Consider the following 24785-nt stretch of genomic DNA (forward strand, 5'->3'; position numbering starts at 1 on the left):
TACATATGGAAAAAATAATACTCTTGGGGGTAATAAGTTTGAAGAAAGTAAGAAAAGCTATTATTCCAGCTGCTGGACTGGGGACAAGATTTTTACCAGCGACGAAGGCAATGCCAAAAGAAATGTTACCCATCGTTGATAAACCGACTATTCAGTACATAGTAGAAGAAGCGATAGAATCAGGAATCGAAGACATTATTATTGTAACTGGAAAAGGAAAACGTGCAATCGAAGATCATTTTGACCATTCTTTTGAATTAGAACAAAGCCTTTTAGAAAAAGGAAAGTATGAAATGCTTGAAAAAGTACAAGCATCTTCAAAAATTAATATTCATTACATAAGACAAAAAGAACCAAAAGGATTAGGTCACGCAGTATGGTGTGCACGTAAATTCATCGGTAATGAGCCATTTGCAGTATTACTTGGTGATGATATCGTACAAGCTGATATGCCATGTTTACGTCAGTTGATGAATGAGTACGAGGCAACACATTCGTCTGTAATTGGTGTACAAACAGTACCAGAAAATGAGACGCATCGTTATGGAATTATTGATCCAATCACGCAAAGTGGTCGTCAATATCAAGTACGTCAATTTGTAGAAAAACCAGCGCCAGGAACAGCGCCATCTAACTTAGCAATTATGGGTCGTTACGTATTAACACCAGAAATCTTTATGTTCCTTGAAGATCAACAAACAGGCGCTGGTGGGGAAGTTCAATTAACAGATGCGATTCAGCGTTTAAATGAAATTCAGCGCGTGTTTGCATATGACTTTGAAGGTACACGTTATGATGTTGGTGAGAAATTTGGATTTATTAAGACGACAATTGAAATGGCACTTCAGCATGAAGAATTGAAAGATGAATTAATGCAGTATATGAACGAACTTGTAAAAAAAGAAAATGTACACGTATAAAGTGAGGTGGAAGGGCATTGGCCTTAACTAAAGTATCAAGTGGAACTGTAAAAAAACAACGATTGCTTGCTGCTGAAGAGGTAAATCAAAACGGGTTATATTTATTTACGAAACGTTTTATGGATATATTTGGTTCACTGTGCGGTCTTATTTTGTTATCTCCTGTTTTTTTTATTGTGGCAGTACTTATTAAGTTAGAAGATCCGAAAGGTCCTATTTTTTTTAAGCAAATTCGTATTGGAAAGAATGAAAAAGAGTTTGGAATGTATAAATTTCGCTCAATGGTAACAGATGCAGAAGACCGATTAAGAGATTTATTAGAACACAATGAGGTATCTGGTGCAATGTTTAAAATGAAAGATGATCCTCGTGTGACGAAGATTGGTAAGTTTATTCGTAAAACGAGTATTGATGAATTACCACAATTATTAAATGTGATAAAAGGTGATATGAGTTTAGTTGGTCCTAGACCACCATTGCCAAGAGAGGTAGAAAAATATACTTCTTATGACAAACAGAGATTATTGGTAATTCCTGGGTGTACCGGACTTTGGCAAGTTACAGAAAGAAATAGCGTTGGTTTTAAAGAGATGGTGGAGTTAGATTTAGAATATATAAATAAAAGAGGATTAATTTATGATGTAAAAATTATTCTTAAAACAATTCTAGTTATGGTTAAATCTAATGGTGCATCTTAATAAGTTTACAAGGGAGATTAAAAATATGAAAATATTAGTCGTTGGTACAGGATATGTAGGGTTAGTAACGGGAGTATCGCTTGCTGAAATTGGGCACAGCGTTACGTGTCTAGATATAGATAAAAGTAAGGTGGAAAAGTTACGCCAGGGATTTTCACCGATTTATGAACCAGGTATTGAAGAGTTATTGAAAAAAAATATGGAAAGTGGAACGCTGTCTTTTGAAGCCGCAGGAGAATCGGCGTATAGTGGAGCTGATGTGATATATATTGCTGTTGGTACACCCGAGTTGGAGGATGGGTCTGCTAATTTGAATTATATTTATCAAGTATGTGAAGATATCGCTACTTCTATTAATAAAGATGTCACAGTGGTTGTTAAAAGTACTGTTCCAGTTGGAACAAATCATAAAGTTAAGACCTATATTGAAAAATGTTTGAATGGGAAAGATTTTAAGGTGGAAGTAGTATCGAACCCAGAATTTTTACGCGAGGGCTCAGCAATTTATGATGTTTTTCACGGTGATCGAATCGTAATTGGTGCAGATAATAAAGCAGCTGGGGATATCATAGAAGTTGTTAATAAACCATTTGGATTACCAATTTATCGTACAAATATATGTAGTGCTGAAATGATTAAATATGCTTCAAATGCATTTCTTGCTACAAAAATTTCATTTATAAATGAAATTTCCAATATATGCGAGAAAGTGAATGCTAATATAGAAGAAGTGGCATTAGGTATGGGCATGGATAGTCGTGTGGGTAATCAATTTTTAAGAGCAGGAATTGGATATGGTGGCTCATGTTTTCCAAAAGATACTAAGGCATTAAAGAAAATTGCGGATAATGTAGATTATGAATTTAATTTGCTTAGCGCAGTCATTGAATTCAATAATCGTCAACAACGAAAATTATTAGAGCAGGCGGTTAATGACCTTGGATCGCTTGGCAATAAAAATATTGGAATTTTAGGCTTATCTTTCAAGCCAAATACAGATGATATTCGTGAATCGCCGGCTCTAGTTATTATTCCAGAATTAATTAGAATGGGAGCTAATATAAAAGCATTTGATCCAGTAGCTATGGATAATGCGAAAAAAGTGTTACCAAATGATGTGGTATACTGTGAAGGGACAGATACGACAATTGAGGATACTGATTTAGTATTTATTTTAACCGAGTGGGATGAATTCAAACAATATCCGTTAAATAAATTTGCTGAAAAAATGAAAACTCCTAATTTATATGATGGAAGAAATTGTTTTAGTCTAGAGAGTGTCAAGAACGCTAAGCTGAACTATATTTCAATGGGAAGAGAATCTATTTTAATAGATTCGCTTGTTAAAAATTAAAAGAAATAAGGTGTAGATTTACTGCACCTTATTTCTTTTAATTATAAGATAATAAATGGTAGATTCAAATAACTTGAAAGTAGAGGTTAAGGATGGAATTTCTTATTTTAACGCATCAATATCCTAAAGAAAATAATTTATATCGAAATGGTTTTGTCCATCAGCGAGTTAAAGCTTATATGGAATGTGGGCATAATCCAGTAGTATGGGTTATGCATGAAAAAGAAACAAAGGAAGTTTATTTTTTTGATGATGTTAGGGTTATTGAGGGGAATCAAGAAGAATTTAATAAATATATTAAAGAAACAAAGGTAGACAGGATTCTGGTTCACTTTCTGTTAGAAAATATGGTTGGTTCTTTGTTGGAAATAGATACCCGTATCCCTGTTATAGTTTGGGTCCATGGATTTGAAGCCTTAAGGTGGTATCATAGACTTTTTAATCCTTTGAGTGTAGATGCTTGGAGGGGGCTGAAAATCAAAAAAAATTATAAGCAATTACAGGCGTTCAAGTATTTTAATGAAAAAAATAAGCTAGAGAACCTTTGCTATATTTTCGTATCTAATTGGATGAAAGAGATTGCTGAAAAAGATGTGAAAACAAAATTCGGAAAAAATTGCATTATTCCTAACTATATTAATACAGATTTATTTGAATATGAAGAAAAAGAAGTAGAAAAACGAAAAAAAATATTATTAATTCGTCCTTTTCATAATAAAAAATATGCAAACGATATTGCGGTTAAAGCGATTTTGGAATTAAGTAAAAGAAGTTTCTTTGAAGATTTTGAAATTGAAATCTATGGGAGTGGGGCATATTTTGATAAAGAGACAAGGGATTTAACTAGTTTTTCAAATGTGAAAATTCACAATAAATTTTTAACACAAGAGGAAATATCAAGTATCCATAAGAGATTTGGTATATTTTTATGTCCTACTAGACAAGATGCACAGGGGGTTTCTATGTGCGAGGCTATGTCCAGTGGATTAATACCTATTACTACAAATAATACGGCAATTCCAGAGTTCGTGACAAATTTGGATACAGGATTTTTAACTGAGAATCCAAGCCAAATAGCTGAAGCGATTTTATATTTATATGATCGGCCCGAGGTTTTTAAAGAAATGTCTAAAAAAACATCTATTAGTATAAATGAAAAATGTAATTATGAGGCAACAATTAAAAAAGAATTAGATAAGATTGTTTACTTATAAAAAATTGTATTAATAAGTAAACAATAAAGATTGAGGCGAAAGTATTGAGTAAAAAGAATAATCTCTTTAAGAAGTTTATGGAATACGCTTTAGGGAGTGGGATAGTATTAGTATTGGGTTTTATCTCATCACCTTTAAATACACGTTTGTTTACACCGGAAGAGTTCGGTAAATTTTCCATGTTTTTATTGATAGCCAATATTATCAATGCGATTATTTTGTTTGGATTAGATCAATCATTTGTTAGGTATTTTCATGAAGAAGAAGCTCAAAATAGGGGAAGACTACTATATAGCAATCTAAAGGTGCCATTGTTAGCGTGTTTTTTTGTGTGTATTGCAACAGTCCTATTTTACAAACAAATGTTTTATAAAATATTTGGAACATACAGTTTGCAACTTTTAATATTGCTAATTCTAAATAATTTTTTTATGTTACTCAATAGATTTTCACTATTGGTCATCCGTATGCAACAAAAAGGAAAATTATATTCAACGTTACAAGTAGTTCAAAAATTATCTAATATTCTATTGATCATTTTATTCTGTTTACCACTTAATAGTAATTTTATTGTATTGGTATACGCATTCGTAATTTCTAATATGTTGGTAACACTAATAGCAATTTATGTAGAAAGAGAGGTGTGGATATTTCCAAAGAATGAAAGTGAATTAAAAACTAAGAGTTCTGAGCTTATTAAGTTTGGGGTGCCTTTAGTATTTACTTTCTTAATTACTTGGTTATTCCAATCAATTGACCGGATTTTTATACAATACTTTAATGATTATAATGAGTTAGGTCTATATGCAGCAGCTTTTTCTATTATAGCTTTATTAAACGCTGTACAAAGTGCGTTCACGATGTTTTGGGTACCAGTAGCTTATGAAAAATATATTAAAGACAGTGAAAATATAGAGTTTTTCGAAAAGATGAACCAATTAGTTACTTATGTAATGTTTTTGGTAAGTATTATGATGATAATGTTTAAAGATTTGATAGTCCTTTTATTAGGTGAGAATTTTAGAGAAGCAAGCGTAATAATGCCATTTTTAGTGTTTATGCCGTTGATGTTTACAGTGTCAGAAACGACAGTCTTAGGAATAAGTTTTAAAAAGAAATCAAAATACCATGTAATAATAGCACTTTCAGCAGCTGTAGTTAATATAATTGGTAACTTATTACTCGTTCCAAGCTTAGGGGCAAAAGGAGCTGCTATTTCAACGGGGATAGCATATATTGTGTTCTTTTCTATAAGAACTATAATTTCAAAATCTTTATATCATGTTAATTATTCTTTAACTAAATTTTATATTATGACATTAATGTTAGTTTTATTTGCGAGTTATGCAACATTTAATGATTTTGATCATTTTTATGTTATTTTATGTGGTATTAATTTAGTGTTACTAAATTTTTTATATAAAGGGATAATCAAAGAGTACTTACCAAATAAGCTGAAATTCACAAAATAAGTATGTTAATTATTATTTTAGTAGGAGAAGAACATGGGAATTATTTTATTGTTAGTCTTAATATCCTTTTTAGTAAAAAAAAATTACAATTTAGCTTTAGGGATATATATAGTAAGTGTATTTGGGATTCCTAGGAATACTCACATAGAGAAAATGATAGGAATGGGTATAGACATTAAAGGGAATATATTTCTTGATTTTCGTTTTGTAATGATAAGCATTATGTTTATTTACATGCTATTTAGGCTTAATAAATATGTGTTGAAAATAAAAATTCCTAATTTAATTATTGTACTTTTATTTTTATGTATTTTTAGCATTGCTTTAATACAGGGAGTTCTTAATCATAACCCATTAATAAAATCTGAGCTGGTATTGTATATTCAACTTTTTATGACCATAGTTACTATTGGTCTATGGATAAATATGTTTAAAATACATATTTTAAACATATTAAGAATGTGTATATTTGGGGGGGCTCTATATAGCATTATCGCTATTTTCTTGGCTATATTTGGAAAGGGTTTTTTACCAAGTATTTATGGGGAATTTTATGGAACAATATGGGGAGATACAGGAAGGGTTACTTTTCAAAATGTTACGGCCTTATTTGTAATTAGTTTCTTCTCGATATATATTATATTTAAAACGGAAAATAAAAAAAATATGTTGTGTGCACTTGCCTTGAATAACATAGCAATTCTATTATCACAAACTAGAAGTATAATTATGCTTTATTACGGATGCCTGTTTATTATAGTATGTATTATTGTAATTAAGGTTATGTTTACTAAGCGTTTAAATTTAAAAGTGTTAGCTTCCCTATTCTTAGGAAGTGCAGTGATTTTATCTGTTAGTATCATTTGCTTTCAGAAAATAAATATAATGGAGACTTCATTCTTAGCGGATGTATCAAAAAGATTTAATGAGAGTGGTACTGAATCAATAGATTCCAGAGTATATACTAATCAATATATCATCGATTCTATGGAATCTCCTATTTTAGGTAATGGCATTGGATACCCTTTGAAATTTTTTAGTGCTAGTGGAAGTGTGGTAAGTGAAGTAAGTTGGATAGATAATTTACTTTTGTCTATATACTCTAAATTTGGAATAATAGGAGCGATAGCATTAGTAGTTTTAATGATCTATGGTTTAATAATTAATATTAAAAAGACAATGGATACTAAAGAGGTTTATTTTTTAATTGTGAGTCTAGTATATATCCCTTTTATAGTTATATGTGCTTTTTTGACTTCACAATTAATTCATTCAATTCAAGTGTCTCTCTTATATTTTATAATATTGTTAATTCCAAATATTCATTCAGAAAACGAATGGTAAATGTTAATGAATAAAGAACATGACAAACTAATGAGTTTAATTGATTGTATAATATGAGGAAAATGGTGATTATTAAAAAGAGTAGGTGGATTTAGTGTTCTGCTTAAGAATAAATAAAGGGAAAATTTCATACTCAAGTTTTAATTGTATCATAAACAAGTGACTTAAGTATTTAGAAAGAGTTAAGAGGGGCCATTTTGAAGAGTGGGTGGAAATTATGGGAAGTTTATTCACAGAGGGTTGAATAAACTTTCTTTTTTATTTTAAAGTTTAGGAGGATATATTTGTGGAAAAAAATGAGGTATTAGTTAGTATAGTTATACCAACATACAATAGAAGTGAGCTTATTAAACGTACAATTAATAGTGTATTAGCACAAACGTATACTAATTTTGAATTAATAATTGTGGATGATGCTTCTACAGATAATACAGAGGAAATAGTTAATGAGTATCATGATGATAGAATTAAGTTTATAAAATTAAATGGAAATTCTAAAGGCACAAAGCCTAGAAATGTCGGTATTAAAGAAAGTAAAGGAGAATACATTGCATTATTAGACTCAGATGATGAATGGTTACCAAATAAATTAGAGAATCAATTGAATTTTATGAGAACATTCAATGATGATAGTCTAGTGTGTTTTACAGATTTGATTCTAAAAGGTACAAAGAAAACGGTTTATTCGAATAATCGTGCTCTTTTTGAAGAAGAAGATATTTTGGAATATATATTTTTAGGAAAGAATTGGGTTCAAACTAGTACATATATGTTCTCAAGCAAGTTAGGTAAACAGACGCTATTTAATCCTACTTTAAAAAAACATCAGGATTGGGACTTTTGCCTGAGGTTAAAGAAGAATGGTGCTAAATTTGTAAATTTCCCTGAACATCTAGCTATATATTATTCTGATGATCGAGAAGGTAGAATTGGTAATAATTTAAAATATAAACAATCATTAGAATGGATTAATAGTGTTAGTAATGATATTTCTAATGAAGTAAAACATGCTTTTTTAGTTAGGGTTATGACAAAGCCATTAATATTTAATAAACAAAGAAACAAGGCATTATCAATTTATTTGGATGGGAAAAAAAATGGTGTAATCGGACTAAGTGCTCTTGGTAAAGGGATAATTAAATGTTTTATGCCTTTAAGTATATATAGAATTATAGTCAAGTTAAAAGGGTAGGTGATTAAATAAATATGAAATTAACAGAAAACGAAATCATATTATCTATAGTCGTTCCAATTTATAATGTGGAGAAGTACCTGGAAGAGTGTATAGTATCTTTATTGCAACAAAATATAGAAAATATAGAAATTCTCCTTATTGATGACGGATCTACTGATGGTAGTAAAGGTATTATGGAGAAGTATTCAAAACTTGATAAGCGAATTACTTGCATATATAAGGAAAATGAAGGACTAGGTCCTACAAGAAACCTAGGAACCCAAAAAGCACAAGGGCAATATATTATGTATCTAGATTCAGATGATTATGTTCAACCTAATTCACTAGAAAATTTAATAGAAGAAATGAAAAAATCTAATCAAAATATTATCATTTTTAATGGTGAAGGTTTTTACGATGAAAGTTATAAGATATGTAAGAAGAAGTATTTCAATGTTAATTCTAGTGTGAATAAATATACTGGTAGTTTAAAAAAATATTGTTTATTAGATCTTCAACCAGCATGTTTAAAAGTTCAGTCTAAAAGCTTTTTAGAAGATAATAATATATATTTTTCAAATGAAAATATATATGGTGAAGATGTATCATTTTGGCTTACATGTATAGGGAAAACAGATTCTATTAAATATTTGAATTTGAATATATATAGAAGGAGATATAGAGAAGGGTCAATTATGACTAATCCTGGAAGGAATGCTCGAGATAGATTAGTGACATATAAGGATTTATTATATGTTTCAGATGATAAGGTTGTTTTAAATTTTATACGTAATTATCTCTTCAAATGGTGGGGAAGAGGAATTAAAAATAAACAATATTTAGATGAATTAGAAATTATTGTTCAAGAGGAAGCGTTTAAGAAGTTTATGTATCATGAAGGTACATTGTATCATAAAATAAAATTTCATATTTGGAAAACCAAAAGCAGAGTGTTAATAGATTTATTTACGTATATTAATATTGGTTTAAGAAGAAGTATTTTATTCTTTTTATAGAGGAATTAAATTTTAAAAAATGGAGGGGCATTCTTTGCAGACAGTATGTTTTATTAGTTCCACAGGTGGGCACCTAACTCAATTAAAAAATATAATAAAGTCATTTGATTCATCAAAAATTAAGGTGATTACAGAGAAAAATGAAACTACAGTATCATTACAAAAAAATTATGATGTTTCATATTTAGCTCAACAGGAAAGGAAAAATATTTTCTTTCCTCTTATATTTTTTATTAATATTATTTTATCATTTTGGTACGTAATAAAAATAAGACCCCAGTATATTATATCTACTGGGGCAGGAGCTGTTATTCCTTTTTGTATTTTTGGGAAAATTTTTGGAGGAAAGCTAATTTTTATTGAAAGTTTTGCTAAAGTACAGACACCTACCATAACAGGAAGAATTTTATATCGTTTTGCAGATAAGTTCTATGTTCAGTGGGAAGAGCTTCTTGAGGTATATGAGGATGCAGAATTTAAGGGGAGATTATATTGATTTTTATAACAGTTGGAACACAAAAATTTCAGTTTAACAGGCTTTTAAAAGAGATAGATGAACTGTGTTCAACAGGTGTAATTAAAGAAAAGGTCATTGCTCAGGTTGGATATTCAACATATGTACCCACTCATTTTGAAGTGCATAAATTGCTTAAACCAGAAGAGATGGATAACTACGTAGAAAATGCATCTTTGCTGATTTCTCATGGGGGAACAAGTAGTATTTTTAATGGCCTGAAAAAAAAGAAAAAAGTTATTGTAATACCTCGTTTGAAGCAATTTGATGAACATGTAGATGACCATCAAATTGAAATTTGTAATGTTTTAGATAAGAAAGGTTATGTAAGTGTAGTTTGGGATATCAAGAAATTAGGTGAGGAAATTAGCGATATCCATTCGGAAACATTTAATACGTACAGCTTTTCTGAAGGAGAATTGGTAAATGATATTATAAAATTTATTAGTAAATAAATTTTATATTATATGAAACTATGGGGATCTAATTTTAGGAAATGTTGTGTATGTAAGTTAAAGTAGTTTCTTGTTTGTTAGTTAATGGGGGTTCGCTTGGTTTTTTTACATAACAGACAACTATAGTTCCGTTTATCCCAGATTTATAAATTCATTTAAAATTTTTTTAGATGAAAGAAGGATAGTTATGAAAAGGAAAATTCTATTCTGGATTCTCGGTATTGTGGGTTTTCTTATTATCGCTGGTGGTGTTTATACATATACCATTTATTCTCCTGTTTCTAATACTTTAGATGCAGTACAAAGGCCATTAAATCGTGATAAGTCTGAAAAACGTGATCAAGAGATTGCGAAAGACAATCCAGATGTAATTTTATTTGAACCACCATTTATTACTGACAATGGAAAAACAGGGGATAGAAATTCTGTAGCGAATACACAGAAATTTGTTCAAGCACTTTCTACTAGTGCAAAAGACGCTAAGATCATGATTCAACCGCCAAACCCAGTGTATAGTGGGAAGAATTATTCGAAAGCGATTGAGGCATTAAAACAATTTGCAACGCAAAATGGTTATATATATTGATCATTGGGGAGCATGGCCTGATGCATCAACAAAGGCAATTGTACCATACTTACAAGAGGAATTCGGTTTCCCTAGTGCAAAAGGGCACGAAGTTTGGGCGCAATATGTAACAGATTATTTTGTGGCTAAGTAATGAATGGGATACAAAAGGTATACGAGCAATCGTATACCTTTTGTAATAAGAAAGTACTTAAGAAATTATAGTATATATGCAGGAGGATAAACAATGAACTCAATTTTAATCTGCGGTGGAGCAGGCTATATCGGTTCTCAAGCTGTTAAAAAACTAGTGGATGAAGGTTTATCTGTAGTAGTAGTAGATAACTTACAAACTGGTCATGAAGATGCAATTACGGGAGGTGCGAAGTTTTATAATGCTGACCTTCGTGATAAAGCATTTTTAAGAGATGTTTTTAAACAAGAAAATATTGAGGCGGTTATGCATTTTGCAGCTGATTCTTTAGTTGGCGTTAGTATGGAGAGGCCTCTTCAATATTATAACAATAATGTGTACGGTGCTCTTTGTTTACTAGAAGTAATGGACGAGTTTAAAGTAGATAAGTTTATCTTCTCTTCTACTGCAGCTACTTATGGCGAGGTAGATGTTGATCTTATTACTGAAGAAACTATGACAAATCCAACGAACACATACGGAGAGACGAAGCTAGCAATTGAAAAAATGCTTCATTGGTATAGTCAAGCTTCTAATTTAAAATATAAGATTTTCAGATACTTTAACGTAGCTGGTGCAACTCCAAGTGGCATTATTGGTGAGGATCATCGTCCTGAGACGCATCTTATTCCTTTAGTTTTACAAGTAGCTTTAGGACAACGTGAGAAGATTATGATGTTTGGTGAAGACTATAATACACCAGATGGTACTTGTGTCCGTGATTATATTCATGTCGAAGACTTAGTAGCAGCTCATTTCCTTGGTCTTAAAGATTTACAAAACGGTGGGGAAAGTGATTTCTATAACTTAGGAAATGGCAATGGGTTTAGCGTTAAAGAAATCGTTGAAGCTGTTCGTGAAGTTACAAATCATGAAATCCCAGCAGAAGTAGCACCAAGAAGAGCGGGAGATCCAGCGCGTCTAGTTGCTTCTTCACAAAAGGCGAAAGAGAAATTAGGATGGAATCCACAGTATGTAGAGATTAAAACAATTATTGAACATGCGTGGAATTGGCATCAAAAGAAACCTTATGGCTATGAGAAGTAGTTTTTCCAAGCTTTAAAAAAGGATAGAATGAGGTACTTCAAGTAGAAGCTCTTTTTTGTTTATAGTGAAAAATAAAATATAGATTATCTTCATTGGAGTACTTATGATATATTTAAATGATTAAATTTCTATAAAAAGGAGAAATAACCATGAATTTCAAAGATGTTATGAAAAAAGGTTCATTAGTGGCTGCGCTTAGTCTTAGCTTAACAGCGTTCGCTGCAACAGCTGCACATGCAGATACGAATGGAAAAGAAGCTTCACAAAAGCTAGTAAATTCATTAAAAACTTTAAATCTTGATCACGTGGACTACTTATATACTTATTTACAAAAAACGAGCTTAACTGATCAAGAGCAAGCTCAAATTAATGCAAATGCAGCTCGAGTGAGCGAAATTCTTTCAGGTGCGAAGGATGTTATGAGTTTAAAGAATGAGCAAAAAGTAGAAATGCTTCGCTTATTTCTTGATAGCGCGAAACTTGCACATTTACAAGTTTCACTTGTAGATGAAAGTGGGAAGTCGTTAGATCTTTTAAATTATACAATTAGCAAGGATAATAACTTATTAATTCAATTAAAAGATTTAGATGGAAAGTTACTTGCGACAATTAATCCAACGAGAGAAATGGTACAAGCAGCTAATTTTAAAAATCTGGTAAATTCTTTAAAAGTTGCGATGGAAGCGAAACGTGAACTGAACGCAACAGGTCACTTTGTTCCGATGACAAATGCTGAACTGCCAAATACAGCATCTAATGAACAAACGTATATGTTAATTGGTGGCTTAATTGTACTTCTAGGTGCAGCTGCATTAGTTCCAGCAGTACGATTAGCTCGTAAGACAGAACAAGCGTAATACGTCTAATGGAAAAGAGAAAGAAAGTACGTAAGCGTAAGTCAAAATGGAGATGGGTAATCATTGGGATTCCCGTTTTCATTATTTTGTTAGGCCTTGGAATTGTTGCTTTTTTCGGATGGGAATTAACAAAGCAAACAACATTGTTAGCTCATACAGTGATTACACCGTATAAGCCAGCGGAGGCTGAAAAAGAGTTTAAACAAATTTGGTCTAAAATTCCTGATCCAGGAGAGAAGCTTGGTGAATTGAAGTTTCCTTCTCATTCGTATGAAGTTCCTGTTGTAGAAGGAACGCATCCGAAAGAATTAAAATCAGGAGTGGGACATTTTGCTGGAAGTATGTTACCCGGACAAGGTGGAAATGTTGTACTAAGCGGACACCGAAATACGAGTTTTCGTAAGCTGGAAGATTTGAAGAAGGGTGATCAAATCAAATTCGGAACACCGTATGGTGAGTTTGTGTATGAAATAACAGACTTTAAAATTACGGGAGCAAACGATGATACAATTATCGTTCCAACTGATTATGAGACACTGACGTTAACAACATGTTATCCGTTTGAGTATATTGGTGATGCACCAGATCGCTTTATCGTGTATACAAAGCTTGTGTCTAAGCCAGATTTAGAGAAACAATCTTAGTTTGAAGTGGAAAGCCCAATTGCCATTTGTGCAACTGGGCTTTCTTTGTATTGGTAGAAGAAACTCTCCGACTTATTCAGTGCATGGATAAGTCGGAGAGTTTTTTGTATAGATAAGTGGTTATATGAGGGAATATATAAGTTAGATGTTAGATATGAAACATATCAGTATTTGATGGAGGGCGCCAATCCCATGTATAATAGGATTGGAACTTTATTCCTTTGTACGCTTATAAGGCTGATCTAAGAAAGAAGGTTACATGATGAAAAAAATTCTATTATGGATACTTGGTATTATTGTTTTTCTTGTAATTGCCGGAGGCGGTTATGCGTATTATATGTACTCATCTGTTACGGGTACATTGGATAAGATGCATACGCCACTTGAGCGAGATCATTCAACAAAACGATCTACAGATGTGAAGCTTGGTAATAGTCAACCAGTTTCTATCCTATTATTAGGGGCAGATGAGCGTGGCGCAGATAAAGGGCGTTCGGATTCCATTATGTTGTTAACGTTAAATCCGAAAGATAGTTCAATGAAGATGGTTAGTATTCCTCGTGATACATATACGGAGATTGTTGGTAAAGGAAAGAAGGATAAAATCAATCATGCGTATGCATTTGGTGGAATCGAAATGTCTGTAAATACAGTTGAGAATTTCTTAGATGTACCGGTTGATTATTATATTGAAGTGAATATGGAAGGCTTCCAAGATATTGTAGACGCAGTTGGCGGAGTGGATGTGAATAATGATTTAGCATTCACGCTTGAAGGACAAACATTTGAAAAAGGAACTATTCATCTAAATGGTGAACAAGCACTGAAATATACGCGTATGCGTAAGGAAGATCCGCGCGGTGACTTTGGTCGTCAAATGCGTCAACGTCAAGTGCTAGAAGCGGTTATTAGTAAAGGTGCAAATATATCATCTATTACAAAACTTGGCACGATGTTAGAGGCTGTTGAGAAAAACGTAAAAACAAATTTAAACCAGGATCAAATGTGGGATCTTCAAAGCAACTATAAAGCTGCGATGAATAAGAAAGAAGAAATCCAAATTCCTGGAGATGGTCGTAAGCAAGATGGCATTTGGTACTATTTCGTTTCAGAGAAAGATCGTAAGGACCTTTCAAATAAGTTAAGAGAGCATTTAGAGTTACCTAAGCAGTAGTTTAAATATAGAAAGTTTTGAGAGGGTATCGTCGACAAAATATGTTCGACAATACCCTCTCTTTTTTTGTATGATTTTTGCTATACTAAACTGTACTATAATACAGGATGGAAGGAGGAAGAGGATGAAAATACTTGTAGTTGATGATGAATCGAGTATCCGCAATTTAATTCGGATGCAGTTAGAGATGGAAGGATATGAAGTATTGACGGCAGCTGATGGGAGAGAAGCTTTAGAGAGATGGAATGAGCAGCCGGATGTACTCATTTTAGATGTGATGCTTCCTGATACGGATGGGTATGAGTTATTACGTTTATTCCGAGAGAAGGATCGTGATATTCCAGTGCTTATGCTGACAGCGAAGAGTCAGATGAATGATAAATTGCTTGGCTTGCAGCTTGGTGCGGACGATTATGTGACGAAGCCTTTTAATTATGCGGAGCTTATTCTTCGTGTGAAAAATATGAGTCGGCGTGTGAGGAAGGAGGAAGTGTCTTCTACTCATAAGGTGATCCGAGCAGGGGAATTGGTAATTTGTCCAAAGGAAAGAAAGGTACATGTGAGTGGGCAAGAAATTCAGTTAACGTATCGAGAGTTTAATTTATGTCAGTTGTTTGTTTCGAATCCTCAGCGTGTGTTCATGAGAGATGAGTTGCTTGAGAAAGTATGGGGGTTTGAGTATATCGGAAATACGAGAGCGGTTGATATTATGGTGCAAAGACTTCGGAAGAAACTAGGGAAGAGCGGGGAGTATATTAAGACAATTTATGGCGTAGGGTATAAGCTTGATTGCTAAAAGGTGATGATATGTCTTTAAAACGAAATATGGTGTTTGGAATAGTTGGATTGTTGATTCCAATTCTTGTTCTTTTGTATGCAGTCGTGTATATTGCACTGGAGAAGAATGTGTATCATAATGCGGCAGATTCCTTAGAAAAATTAAGTGTGGAAGCACAAATTTATACGATGAATTATTTAGAGAAGGAAGCAGAAGTGGAGACGCTAGGCCCGAATTCGCTTTTAATTGCCTCTTATTTAGCGAAGCGAATGGATGTCCGAGTGCAGATGATTGGGAAGAATGGAGATGTTGTTGCAGATACACAAAAGGGAGCATTACTTCATCGAAATATCGATATTGAGAGTTCTTTGAAGGGAAAGAAATCTTATGTTTTCGAAGAGGGAGACCCAGCTCCAATTCTTTTGTTTTCAAGTCCAGTTTATTATGGAAACGATGTCATCGGGAGTATTCGTTTTATAAATGAGTTAACGGATGAGAAGGAAGTTTTAACAAATGTGAGTTGGACGTTTTTAATGACGTCTCTTTGCTTAGTGGCTGCCGGTATTTTCTTTGCGATTCGTTTGGCGAAGTCTCTTCATAAACCAATTGATCAGTTAAGACAAATGGCACATCGGCTTGCGAATGGAGATTATGAAAGTAAGATTGAGCTAAATGAGTATGTGGAAATTGCACAGCTTTCAGCGTCCTTTAATGCGATGGCTGATGGAATTGAACTTTATATTAAGCAATTGAAGGAAGAGAAAGAGAAACAGAAAGATTTCTTAGACCGAATTACGCATGAGCTGAAAACACCGCTAACAGCGATTATCGGTTATGTCGATTTAATTCCGAAGTTACAATCAAAAGAAGATGTTCAGGAGAGTCTTCATTATGTGGCTGTAGAAAGTGAGCGTCTATTATCACTTGTAGAGGAATTACTTAAATCTTCGAAGTATGGGACGAGCACGTTTGAAGTGTCACCTACGGTTGTGAATATTAAGGAGTTGGCAGAAGAAGCAATTTCGATTGTGAAACTGCGATTACAGCAGTTTGAAATTGAAGTTATGAATGAGTTAACGGAAGTACACGTCGTTGCGGATTTTGATAAGACGAAGCAAATTTTCTTGAATGTGCTTGATAATGCGATTAAATATAGTGATGCTACGCGAGTTCGTATGAATGTAATTATAAATGAGCAGGAAGCAAAGGTTTTTGTTCATGATGATGGTATTGGTATGGATGAAGGTGTGCTTGCAGAGTGGAATGAGTCTCCGGAAGGTAAGTTGCTTCCTTCTAGTTACGGGAATGGCTATGGTTTATACATTTGTCAGGAGATTATGAAGAAGCAAGGCGGGAGTATGCGAATTGAGAGTAGTGAAGAAATGGGAACTACAATATGTATGACATTTTTACTCCCAAGACGGATGGAAGACATAAAAAACTTGAAAGCGGTTAAATGATACATTTATGAAACAATTATGCGGTATTTTCGAAACAACGTTTTTTTATCTTGGAGGTAGGCAGAAATGAAAAGGCTATCATTTCAAATTCTTGTGTTTGTCTTTTGTATGATCGTTTCTCTTATTTTGTTTTATGTTATTGAGAAGCAAATATATAATCGAATCACGATTGTAGATGACAAACAAGCCGTTTTACAAAGAGTGAATGAATCCCTTCCTACTGAAGTGAAAGTAAGGCATGAGAAGTGGGGAGAAATTGTTGTAACGGATGAAGTTCGTTTGCATACGATTGTTTCATTCTTTGACCGAATTCGAGTAGAACCGAGAGAAGCGAGGAATCAAGAACAAGTATTTACTGGAGAAGTAACGTACTTGAATGGACATAAACGTACTTTTGCAGTAGGTGACTTGTTCCAGTATGAGGATAATGTATACGGAAAGAATGGTACGGATCCGATGATCTCAGCATTGCAAACGTATTTGTTAAGTCTGTATTATACACCAGAGCGCATTAGTAATTTCTTTGCGGAGGCAAAGGAAGTTGTAGTGAGGCAAGGGGATGTAATACGTACTATAGATCTTACGCAAATATTTGATTCTATTCGATACGCAAAGCAAATTACAGATTACGGAGAAATTCAGAAATTATTACAATCACAGAATGAGCCGATTGCTTATATTACTGCCTATAAAACAGGCAAGCGTGTAAAGAATGAGCGGGAGGATATTCTAACTATTTCTGTGTATCCATCGTACTTTGTTGTGCAATATCTCGGTGATAATAACGGGAATGTCATGTATATGAAAGGCTCTCTAGCAGAGTTATTCGTAAAGGAGAATGCGTCATGAGAAAGATAGCCTTTTTCTTCTTTTTGCTAGTAATTGGAGGAGCGATGTCTAGTTGCTCTCGAGATACAACCTCTATTAAATATAATAAAAGTGGTCTCCCTATTTTGGATGATCGTCATCTTGTTGCGTATGTAGCGGCCCGCGAGGAAGTTGGTGAAGCTTTGCTTTCATCATTTTGTAAAAAACGCGGGTGTACATATGAATTTATTCGTCTATCGACAGAAGAACTTCTTCGGAGAGTAGAAGAGGAAGCTGGAAATCCGAAGGCGGATATTATTATTGGCGGTACAGTAGATGCGCATCAAATGATGAAGCAAAAGAACCTTTCTATTCCTGTTATGAGCCAGCATGCGAACCGTATTTCAAAGTCTGTTAAAGATAAAGATGGTTATTGGTACGGTTATGAAGTGGAGAAACTAGCAATCGCGATTAATAAAGAGCGGTGGAATGAAGAAATAGCGCCGCTCGGTCTTCCATATCCATCAAGGTGGCAAGATTTATTAGATCCGGTATATACGGGGAAGATTGCAATGCCTGATCCAAATGTTTCCGGCACAGCATATACTTTGTTTCAAGCACTTATTGATACTTTAGGTGAAGAAGAAGCGAAAGAGTATGTTAAGAATCTTGCACGGCAAGTTGGTGAAGTAACGGTGAATGGCTATATGCCTGTAGAACTAGTTGCAAGCGGTGAATATATGATAGGCATCAATTTTGCGGGAGATCAGAGAATGCTTCAGAAACAAGGCTTTCCTATTTTAAGTAAGGAACCTGAGCAAACAGGGTTATCTGTCAATGCGATTTCCAAACTAAAACGTGCACCGAGTGGTATTATTGCGGATTTATTTATTGATTATTGTTTATCAGAAGAAGCGGGTCACATTTTAGAAAAAGTTTCGTTTGGCGTACCGACGATGTTTGCGAAGAATGAGAAAGAAATAGAAGGACAGCCGGTTAGAAGGACGAACCAAAATATATCAAATAGTGGAATAATCGAGATATGGAATAGACAGCGTCTCTCTCAAAAGTGAGAAAAGGAGACGAGAGTATATGTTTAAATGGCTTAAGCCAGCACCTGCAATTGAGAGATTACCAGCGGATATGATCGCGAAAGTATATACATTACTACGTATTCGTGTGCTAATCGGAATCTCAGTTGGATATGCTGCTTATTATTTAGTGCGCAGTAACTTTACGTTATCAAGTACGTATTTAGTACAAGAATATGGTTTTAGTACAGCTGAAATTGGACTACTAGGTTCAGTAATGGCGATTGTTTATGGATTTAGTAAGTTCTTTATGGGGAATTTATCAGATAAAGCTTTTGCCCAGCGCTTTATCGCAGTCGGATTATTCTTATCGGGGCTTGTAAATATTTGTTTCGGGTTTGCATCTTCATTTGGGATGATCGTTACATTACTTGTCCTGAATGGTATTGTACAAGGTATGGGAGCACCACCTTGTAGTATCGTTATGACGAAATGGTTCTCAAAGAAAGAACGTGGTACGAAAACAGGCATTTGGAATATTTCACATAACGTTGGCGGAATGCTTGTGCCACCACTTGTCGGAATTGGTGTAGGTATTTTCGGTGAAAGTCATTGGCAAGGCGGCGTGTTTATTTTTCCAGCGATTATCGCAATGGTAATTTCAGTTCTTGTTTGGATCAATGCGAAGGATACACCAGAGTCTGAAGGTCTTCCTCCAATTGATGAGTATCGTAATGACTATGAAAATCTTGAAAAAGCAGATAATGCTAACAAGATGTCGCCAAAAGAAATTTTAATGAAATACGTAGTGAAAAATAAATTTGTATGGTTCTTATGTATTGCGAATGCATTTGTTTATTTAATTCGTTTCGGTGTTATTAACTGGGTTCCACTTTATTTAACGACAGTTAAAGGTTTTTCAAAAAATGAAGCACATGCAGCATACGCAATCTTTGAAGGTATGGCAATTCCAAGTTCATTAATCGTTGGTCTTTTAAGTGATAAATTATTTAAAGGGAAACGTATGCCATTGTGTATTATTAGTATGGTTGGAGTTGTTATTGGTACGTTTGTATATTGGCAAGCAACTAGCGTACTTGTTGTAAGTATTGCAGTTTCTATTATCGGTTGTTTAATTTACGTACCACAGTTTTTAATCGGTTTAAGTGCGATGGAATTAGTACCGAAATTTGCAGTAGGTACGACAGTTGGTATGTGTGGTCTGTTCGGTTATGTAGGCGGAAGTCTTGTAGCAAACGCAGCAATTGGTGTTATTGTTGATCGTTCTGGCTGGGATGGTTGCTTTATCTTACTATTAACAGGTGCAATTTTATCAACAGTCTTCTTGTTCATCGTTCAACGTGGGCATGAGAGAAAAGATCCTAAAGCGGCGTAATATTTTATATAGAAAAGCTATCCAATTATCATTTTGGATGGCTTTTTCTATATAATATAATCTTTCCTTAAAACTATCTTAAAAGATAGGATGTCATATTTCTAATCATTGGAATTTTTGTTACAATATAAATGAATGTGTAAAACTTTGTAAAAAGAATGTAATAATATGTAATTTGTTTTCAGAAAGTTTTATACAATTTGAGTGTTTATTAAACTATTAATTTATAAAGGGAGAGAGAATATGGTACCAAATACGGTTCGTACTCCAAACAAGAAGAAGAAATGGATCATTATGGGTGTTATCGCACTAATTGTTATTGTGGCAGCAGTTAATATTTTTATTATGCAAGGCAAGAAGAAGGGTGCATCAACAACGGCTGATGCTGTAAGTTTTGAGAAAGTAACAGAGCGTAAGCTGAATAATACGAAGTTAATTTCTGGTCAGGTGAAGCCGGGTAATATTGAAAGTTTCTATGCGGATCCGACCAAAGGAAAAGTGAAAGATATTGCGGTAAAAGAAGGGCAAGAGGTAGAGAAAGGTACGAAGTTATTCTCTTATGATAATGAAGAGATTAATTTGCAAATGAAGCAAGCTGAGCTTGATCAAAAGATGGCAGATATGCGTTACGATCAAGGGAAGAAGAAGATTGATTCGTTGAAGAAAGAAATTAAGAAGGTGAAAGATAGCGGAGCTGGGAAAGAAGTAACAGATCCGATGGAAGAGCAAGTAAGTGAGTTAGAGATGACGCAGAAAACAACTGATCTTGAGAAGGAAAAAGGGAATTTGCAAAAAGAAGAGTTAAGTAAAAAGCAGAAAGAACTTACGATTTATAGTAACTTTACGGGTGTTGTTCAAAAGTTAGATAAAGATGCAGCACAAAGTTCATCACAAGCATTAGGTGGTCAAGGAAAAGCATTCTTACAAGTAGCTTCTAAAGATCCGTTCCAAGTTCAAGGGACTTTAACAGAGCTTCAGAAGTCACAAATTCAAAAAGATCAAACATTCACTGTAACTGCGAAAGCAAATAATAAGAAGAAGTGGACAGGTAAGATTACAGAGGTAAGTGAATTCCCAACGAGTACAGAGATGGCTCAAGCTGGTGGTGTAGGCGAAGCGACTCAAAATATGTCTCAATATACATATAAGGCAAGCCTGGATAGCCAAGATGGTTTATCTCCAGGGTACCATGTTTCATTGCAAGTAAATTTAGAGAATAAGACGATGATTGCTGTCCCAAGTAAGAGCATTGTAGAAAAAGGCGATGATGTATTTGTTTATGTTGAGGATAAAGGAAAGCTTCGTAAACAAAATGTGAAAAAAGGTTCTACTGATGGAGATTGGACAGAGATTACTGAAGGCGCAAAAGTGGGGCAAAAGGTGGTTAAAAATCCTTCCGACGACGTGTATGACGGAATGGAAGTGAAAGAGAAATGATTACGTTAAATAATATTGCTAAAACGTATTATCAAGGGAAATTGGCAGTGCCGATTTTGCACGGTATTAGTTTAACGATTCAGAGCGGTGAATTTGTTTCGATTATGGGGCCGTCTGGTTCTGGTAAATCAACGCTTATGAATATTATCGGTTGTTTAGATCGTCCAACAGAAGGTGAATATATGCTGAATGATGTGAATATCTTAACAGCAGACGAGTCAAAGCTTGCTTTAATTCGTAATGAATATATCGGTTTTGTGTTCCAGCATTTTAATTTGCTGCCGCGTCTTTCAGCAGTAGAAAATGTTGAACTTCCGCTCGTATACGGTGGCGTGAAGAAAGCAGAGCGACGTCAAAGAGCTCTGGAAGCACTTAGTAAAGTTGGTTTGTCCGACAGAGTTCATCATTTGCCGAATGAGTTATCAGGTGGACAGAAGCAGCGTGTCGCTATTGCGAGGTCGATTGCGAATAATCCAACGTTCATTATGGCCGATGAGCCGACAGGTGCGCTTGATACGAAGTCTGGTGAGCAAGTTATGGATATTTTCACGAAGCTCAATGCAGAAGGTACGACGATTGTTATGGTTACACATGAAGAAGAGGTTGCAGCTTATTCATCCCGCCGTATTGTACTGCGAGATGGGAAAATTACAGAAGATAGAAGGTGTGCGGTATGAGTTTACTAGATAGTATGAAAATCGCCTTATCTTCTATTCTAGCTCATAAACTGCGTTCTGCCCTTACGATGCTCGGTATTATTATCGGTGTAGGTTCTATTATTACTGTCGTTGCGATTGGGCAAGGCGGGGAAGCGATGCTGAAGTCGAAATTCGCAGGTTCTGGCGGTAATAACCTTATGCCAATTCAATTTAAACCAGATATTAATGATGAGTTTGCTATGGGTGGATTTGAAATACCAAAGTTAACTCAAGAGGATATTTTGGAAGTAAAACAAGTGAAAGATGTTTCACACGTTATTACGACAAACCAGAATTCAGAGGTGCTTGATGTAAATGATAAAAAAGCAAATCTGAATGTTATTGGTCTTGATAATGAATATTTTGCAGTTAATAAAGTAAAGGTCGTAAAGGGACGTACTTTAAATGAATCAGATATTTCTCATGCAAATAACGTCGTGATGATTAGTACAAAAACAGAAGAGACGTTATTTAAGGACGTAAACCCAGTTGGACAAATTATTGAGATGAAGGGGCAGCCAATGCAAATTATTGGTGTGTATAGATCCGATAATGAGTTTATGGGCTTTGAAATGGAAGAAGCGTTAATCCCCCTTACGTTATGGCCTGTTTTATACGGAACCGATGATATTCAAAATATCGCAATTCAAGCTAAAAATGTAGACGATTTAGAGGTAGCTGGGAAAAAAGCTATCGATGTATTAAATAGTCGTAAGCCAAGTGAAATTCCAGGTAAATATGAACTGGTGAATTTAAAAGAATTCCAAGAAAATGTTTCTAAAGTAACTGGTATCATGACGATGATCATCGGCGGTATCGCTGGTATTTCATTAGTCGTTGGTGGTATCGGTGTTATGAACATCATGCTCGTATCTGTAACGGAGCGTACGCGCGAAATTGGAATACGTAAAGCACTTGGGGCAACGCGTAGTAAAATTTTATTACAGTTTTTAATTGAAGCCGTTATGTTAACGCTTCTAGGTGGTTTAATCGGAATTGGTCTTGGATATGGTGGGGCATATATCGTTTCTACATTCGCAAAATGGCCACCGCTCGTTTCATGGGAAGTTGTCGTTGGAGGCGTACTGTTCTCTATGACACTAGGTATTATTTTCGGATTAATTCCAGCAAACAAAGCTGCGAAGTTAGATCCGATTGAAGCACTGCGTTATGAATAAGTTGTAGTAGAGAGGGACTCTCTACTACACATTACCGTTCTAGTGGGCGGTTCGTAGCCTCTAAATGAGGATGTGAACCGCCCGTTAGAACGGGATATATAAATAGAAGGAGGCGTTATAATGGAAATGAATATTAATACGCAAGATGAAGGTGCGAAGAAGCCGTCATTATTTGGAATGGTTACTTCTCCAGGCTTACAGTTTGAGAGAATGAAGACGAAAAGCCCAGTCTGGGGAGGATTTTTCTTATTTCTTTTAATGGGGACAATCTTATCAGCAGCGGTAGCTTATTTAGGGTTACTTAATACTCCGGAGCTAGCGAAGTTGGTTAAGGATGATACGGCGGGGATAATGAAATGGACTACACTTGGATTTGGAGCTATTGGAGGTCTAGTTGGAACAGCTGTTGGTCTTTTTGTGGTAGCAGGATTTTATAAAGTTATTATGATGTTTATGAGCAATGATACTCCATATATGAAGATATTATCTATTTATATATATGCCAATGTTGTCTTTTATGTTGGTAGTCTTCTCAATGTAGCTTTAGGATATATTCTTGGTGGGAATGGCGCTGATAAATATACAAGTTTAGGGCCTTTATTTGAACAAGGAACAATTGCATATGGCATTGGTTCTGCATTTGAAGTCTTTAACATTTGGAGCTTAATTTTAACTGGCTTAGGCTTGCATATCGTTGCTGGTTTAAGTAAAAAACAAGCAATAATTTTAATTTCTATATTCTTTATCCTTACAATTGGGTTTAGTATGTTGGGCGGTATGTTCTCTGATTTTGGCGCATAATATGTTATTTTGAAAAGGTGGCTCTTCCTAGAGTCACCTTTTTTGTTTTTACCCCTATTTCAAGTTAACCCCATTCGAATTTCAATATAAAATGATTTGGATTATTAATGATACATTTAACCTAACGGCTTTTTCTACGACTGTAAACCCTTATACTTACAAGCTCGTCGACATTCTATCCATATTTTTTTATGTTAGATGGATACATATATTAGTTTGATTGATCAAAAGAAATCTAAGAATATTTTTGAAATTATTGGTATCAGCTTTGACTAACAAAGGGTAAGTTCTGACTAAGTTGATATCAGCCTTATCTAACAAAGCGTAAGCTCTGACTAAGTTGATATCAGCTTTATCTAACAAAGGGTAAGTTCTGACTAAGTTGATATCAGCCCTATCTAACAAAGGGTAAGTTCTGACTAAGTTGATATCAGCTTTGTCTAACAAAGGGTAAGTTCTGACTAAGTTGATATCAGCCTTATCTAACAAAGGGTAAGTTCTGACTAAGTTGATATCAGCCTTATCTAACAAAGGGTAAGTTCTGACTAAGTTGATATC

At 34.3% G+C, this 24785-nt stretch carries 24 protein-coding genes and 2 pseudogenes; 25 read left to right on the forward strand and 1 reads right to left on the reverse strand.

The annotated features are described in order from the left end of the window. Positions 1-38 precede the first annotated feature (38 nt). The 25 genes and pseudogenes from galU (at position 39) to yknW (ending at position 24227) form a co-directional block, all read left to right on the forward strand. Positions 39-920 (forward strand): UTP--glucose-1-phosphate uridylyltransferase GalU, encoded by an 882-nt coding sequence (gene galU / locus JDS80_RS11255; RefSeq protein ID WP_088008402.1) that lies wholly within the window; start codon positions 39-41, stop codon positions 918-920. 17 nt (positions 921-937) lie between these two features. Beyond that, positions 938-1618, forward strand: coding sequence for a sugar transferase (locus JDS80_RS11260; RefSeq protein WP_098589394.1), 681 nt, complete (start codon positions 938-940; stop codon positions 1616-1618). 25 nt (positions 1619-1643) lie between these two features. Continuing rightward, positions 1644-2972: a UDP-glucose dehydrogenase family protein gene (locus JDS80_RS11265; protein WP_088008406.1), complete on the forward strand. Its 1329-nt coding sequence runs from the start codon at positions 1644-1646 to the stop codon at positions 2970-2972. A gap of 92 nt (positions 2973-3064) precedes the next feature. Beyond that, positions 3065-4186 (forward strand): glycosyltransferase family 4 protein, encoded by a 1122-nt coding sequence (locus JDS80_RS11270; protein WP_199638439.1) that lies wholly within the window; start codon positions 3065-3067, stop codon positions 4184-4186. Positions 4187-4230: 44 nt separating this feature from the next. After that, complete coding sequence (locus tag JDS80_RS11275; protein WP_142277912.1) at positions 4231-5658, forward strand: lipopolysaccharide biosynthesis protein; 1428 nt, start codon at positions 4231-4233, stop codon at positions 5656-5658. 33 nt (positions 5659-5691) lie between these two features. Next, positions 5692-7002 carry an O-antigen polymerase gene (locus JDS80_RS11280; RefSeq protein WP_144466368.1) on the forward strand — a complete coding sequence of 437 codons (1311 nt, stop codon included), beginning with the start codon at positions 5692-5694 and terminating at the stop codon, positions 7000-7002. Between the two features lie 286 nt (positions 7003-7288). Then, positions 7289-8194: a glycosyltransferase family 2 protein gene (locus JDS80_RS11285; RefSeq protein ID WP_180228673.1), complete on the forward strand. Its 906-nt coding sequence runs from the start codon at positions 7289-7291 to the stop codon at positions 8192-8194. Between the two features lie 14 nt (positions 8195-8208). Continuing rightward, a complete protein-coding gene (locus JDS80_RS11290) occupies positions 8209-9192 on the forward strand; it encodes a glycosyltransferase family 2 protein (protein ID WP_098589391.1) in 984 nt (327 codons plus the stop codon). A gap of 34 nt (positions 9193-9226) precedes the next feature. Next, the gene (pssD, locus tag JDS80_RS11295; protein ID WP_180228672.1) at positions 9227-9688 is read left to right on the forward strand and encodes a PssD/Cps14F family polysaccharide biosynthesis glycosyltransferase; all 462 of its coding nucleotides are present in this window, start codon (positions 9227-9229) and stop codon (positions 9686-9688) included. Next, a complete protein-coding gene (pssE, locus tag JDS80_RS11300) occupies positions 9685-10161 on the forward strand; it encodes a PssE/Cps14G family polysaccharide biosynthesis glycosyltransferase (RefSeq protein ID WP_180228671.1) in 477 nt (158 codons plus the stop codon). Before pssD ends, pssE begins: the two co-directional genes overlap by 4 nt. A 187-nt stretch (positions 10162-10348) precedes the next feature. Beyond that, positions 10349-10510, forward strand: a pseudogene (locus JDS80_RS11305) (LytR family transcriptional regulator); the annotation flags it as partial. Continuing rightward, positions 10487-10880 (forward strand): annotated as a pseudogene (locus JDS80_RS31430) (SGNH/GDSL hydrolase family protein); the annotation flags it as partial. The pseudogenes JDS80_RS11305 and JDS80_RS31430, both read left to right, overlap by 24 nt. A 93-nt stretch (positions 10881-10973) precedes the next feature. Continuing rightward, on the forward strand, positions 10974-11966 hold the full coding sequence (gene galE, locus JDS80_RS11315) for a UDP-glucose 4-epimerase GalE (RefSeq protein ID WP_088008420.1): 993 nt from the start codon (positions 10974-10976) through the stop codon (positions 11964-11966). Between the two features lie 149 nt (positions 11967-12115). Continuing rightward, complete coding sequence (locus tag JDS80_RS11320) at positions 12116-12823, forward strand: LPXTG cell wall anchor domain-containing protein (RefSeq protein ID WP_199638441.1); 708 nt, start codon at positions 12116-12118, stop codon at positions 12821-12823. Between the two features lie 8 nt (positions 12824-12831). Continuing rightward, positions 12832-13467: a class D sortase gene (locus JDS80_RS11325; protein WP_199638443.1), complete on the forward strand. Its 636-nt coding sequence runs from the start codon at positions 12832-12834 to the stop codon at positions 13465-13467. A gap of 259 nt (positions 13468-13726) precedes the next feature. Continuing rightward, complete coding sequence (tagU, locus tag JDS80_RS11330) at positions 13727-14641, forward strand: polyisoprenyl-teichoic acid--peptidoglycan teichoic acid transferase TagU (protein ID WP_033658499.1); 915 nt, start codon at positions 13727-13729, stop codon at positions 14639-14641. A 124-nt stretch (positions 14642-14765) separates the two neighbouring features. Beyond that, entirely contained in the window at positions 14766-15437 is a 672-nt protein-coding gene (locus tag JDS80_RS11335) for a response regulator transcription factor (protein ID WP_199638445.1), read from the forward strand. Between the two features lie 11 nt (positions 15438-15448). Continuing rightward, positions 15449-16879 carry a HAMP domain-containing sensor histidine kinase gene (locus JDS80_RS11340; RefSeq protein WP_199638457.1) on the forward strand — a complete coding sequence of 477 codons (1431 nt, stop codon included), beginning with the start codon at positions 15449-15451 and terminating at the stop codon, positions 16877-16879. 66 nt (positions 16880-16945) lie between these two features. After that, the gene (locus JDS80_RS11345; protein WP_199638447.1) at positions 16946-17728 is read left to right on the forward strand and encodes a DUF3919 family protein; all 783 of its coding nucleotides are present in this window, start codon (positions 16946-16948) and stop codon (positions 17726-17728) included. Then, positions 17725-18759 carry an ABC transporter substrate-binding protein gene (locus JDS80_RS11350; protein ID WP_199638449.1) on the forward strand — a complete coding sequence of 345 codons (1035 nt, stop codon included), beginning with the start codon at positions 17725-17727 and terminating at the stop codon, positions 18757-18759. The genes JDS80_RS11345 and JDS80_RS11350 overlap by 4 nt, the downstream gene beginning before the upstream one ends. A 19-nt stretch (positions 18760-18778) precedes the next feature. Further along, positions 18779-20113, forward strand: a complete 1335-nt coding sequence (gene pgtP / locus JDS80_RS11355) for an MFS transporter (protein WP_000477572.1) — start codon at positions 18779-18781, stop codon at positions 20111-20113. Positions 20114-20356: 243 nt separating this feature from the next. Beyond that, a complete protein-coding gene (locus JDS80_RS11360) occupies positions 20357-21550 on the forward strand; it encodes an efflux RND transporter periplasmic adaptor subunit (RefSeq protein WP_199638451.1) in 1194 nt (397 codons plus the stop codon). Continuing rightward, positions 21547-22227 carry an ABC transporter ATP-binding protein gene (locus tag JDS80_RS11365; protein ID WP_071734692.1) on the forward strand — a complete coding sequence of 227 codons (681 nt, stop codon included), beginning with the start codon at positions 21547-21549 and terminating at the stop codon, positions 22225-22227. Before JDS80_RS11360 ends, JDS80_RS11365 begins: the two co-directional genes overlap by 4 nt. Beyond that, positions 22224-23426, forward strand: coding sequence for an ABC transporter permease (locus JDS80_RS11370; protein ID WP_199638453.1), 1203 nt, complete (start codon positions 22224-22226; stop codon positions 23424-23426). Before JDS80_RS11365 ends, JDS80_RS11370 begins: the two co-directional genes overlap by 4 nt. A 120-nt stretch (positions 23427-23546) precedes the next feature. Beyond that, on the forward strand, positions 23547-24227 hold the full coding sequence (gene yknW, locus JDS80_RS11375; RefSeq protein ID WP_199638455.1) for a YknW family membrane protein: 681 nt from the start codon (positions 23547-23549) through the stop codon (positions 24225-24227). Between the two features lie 189 nt (positions 24228-24416). Here yknW and JDS80_RS31245 read toward each other — a convergent pair. Further along, positions 24417-24785, reverse strand: a 369-nt coding sequence (locus tag JDS80_RS31245; RefSeq protein ID WP_206774544.1) for a hypothetical protein, incomplete at its 5' end; no start/stop codon positions are given.

Origin of the sequence: Bacillus cereus group sp. N8 (assembly GCF_016483685.1) — a bacterium.
GTDB classification, from domain to species: domain Bacteria; phylum Bacillota; class Bacilli; order Bacillales; family Bacillaceae_G; genus Bacillus_A; species Bacillus_A proteolyticus.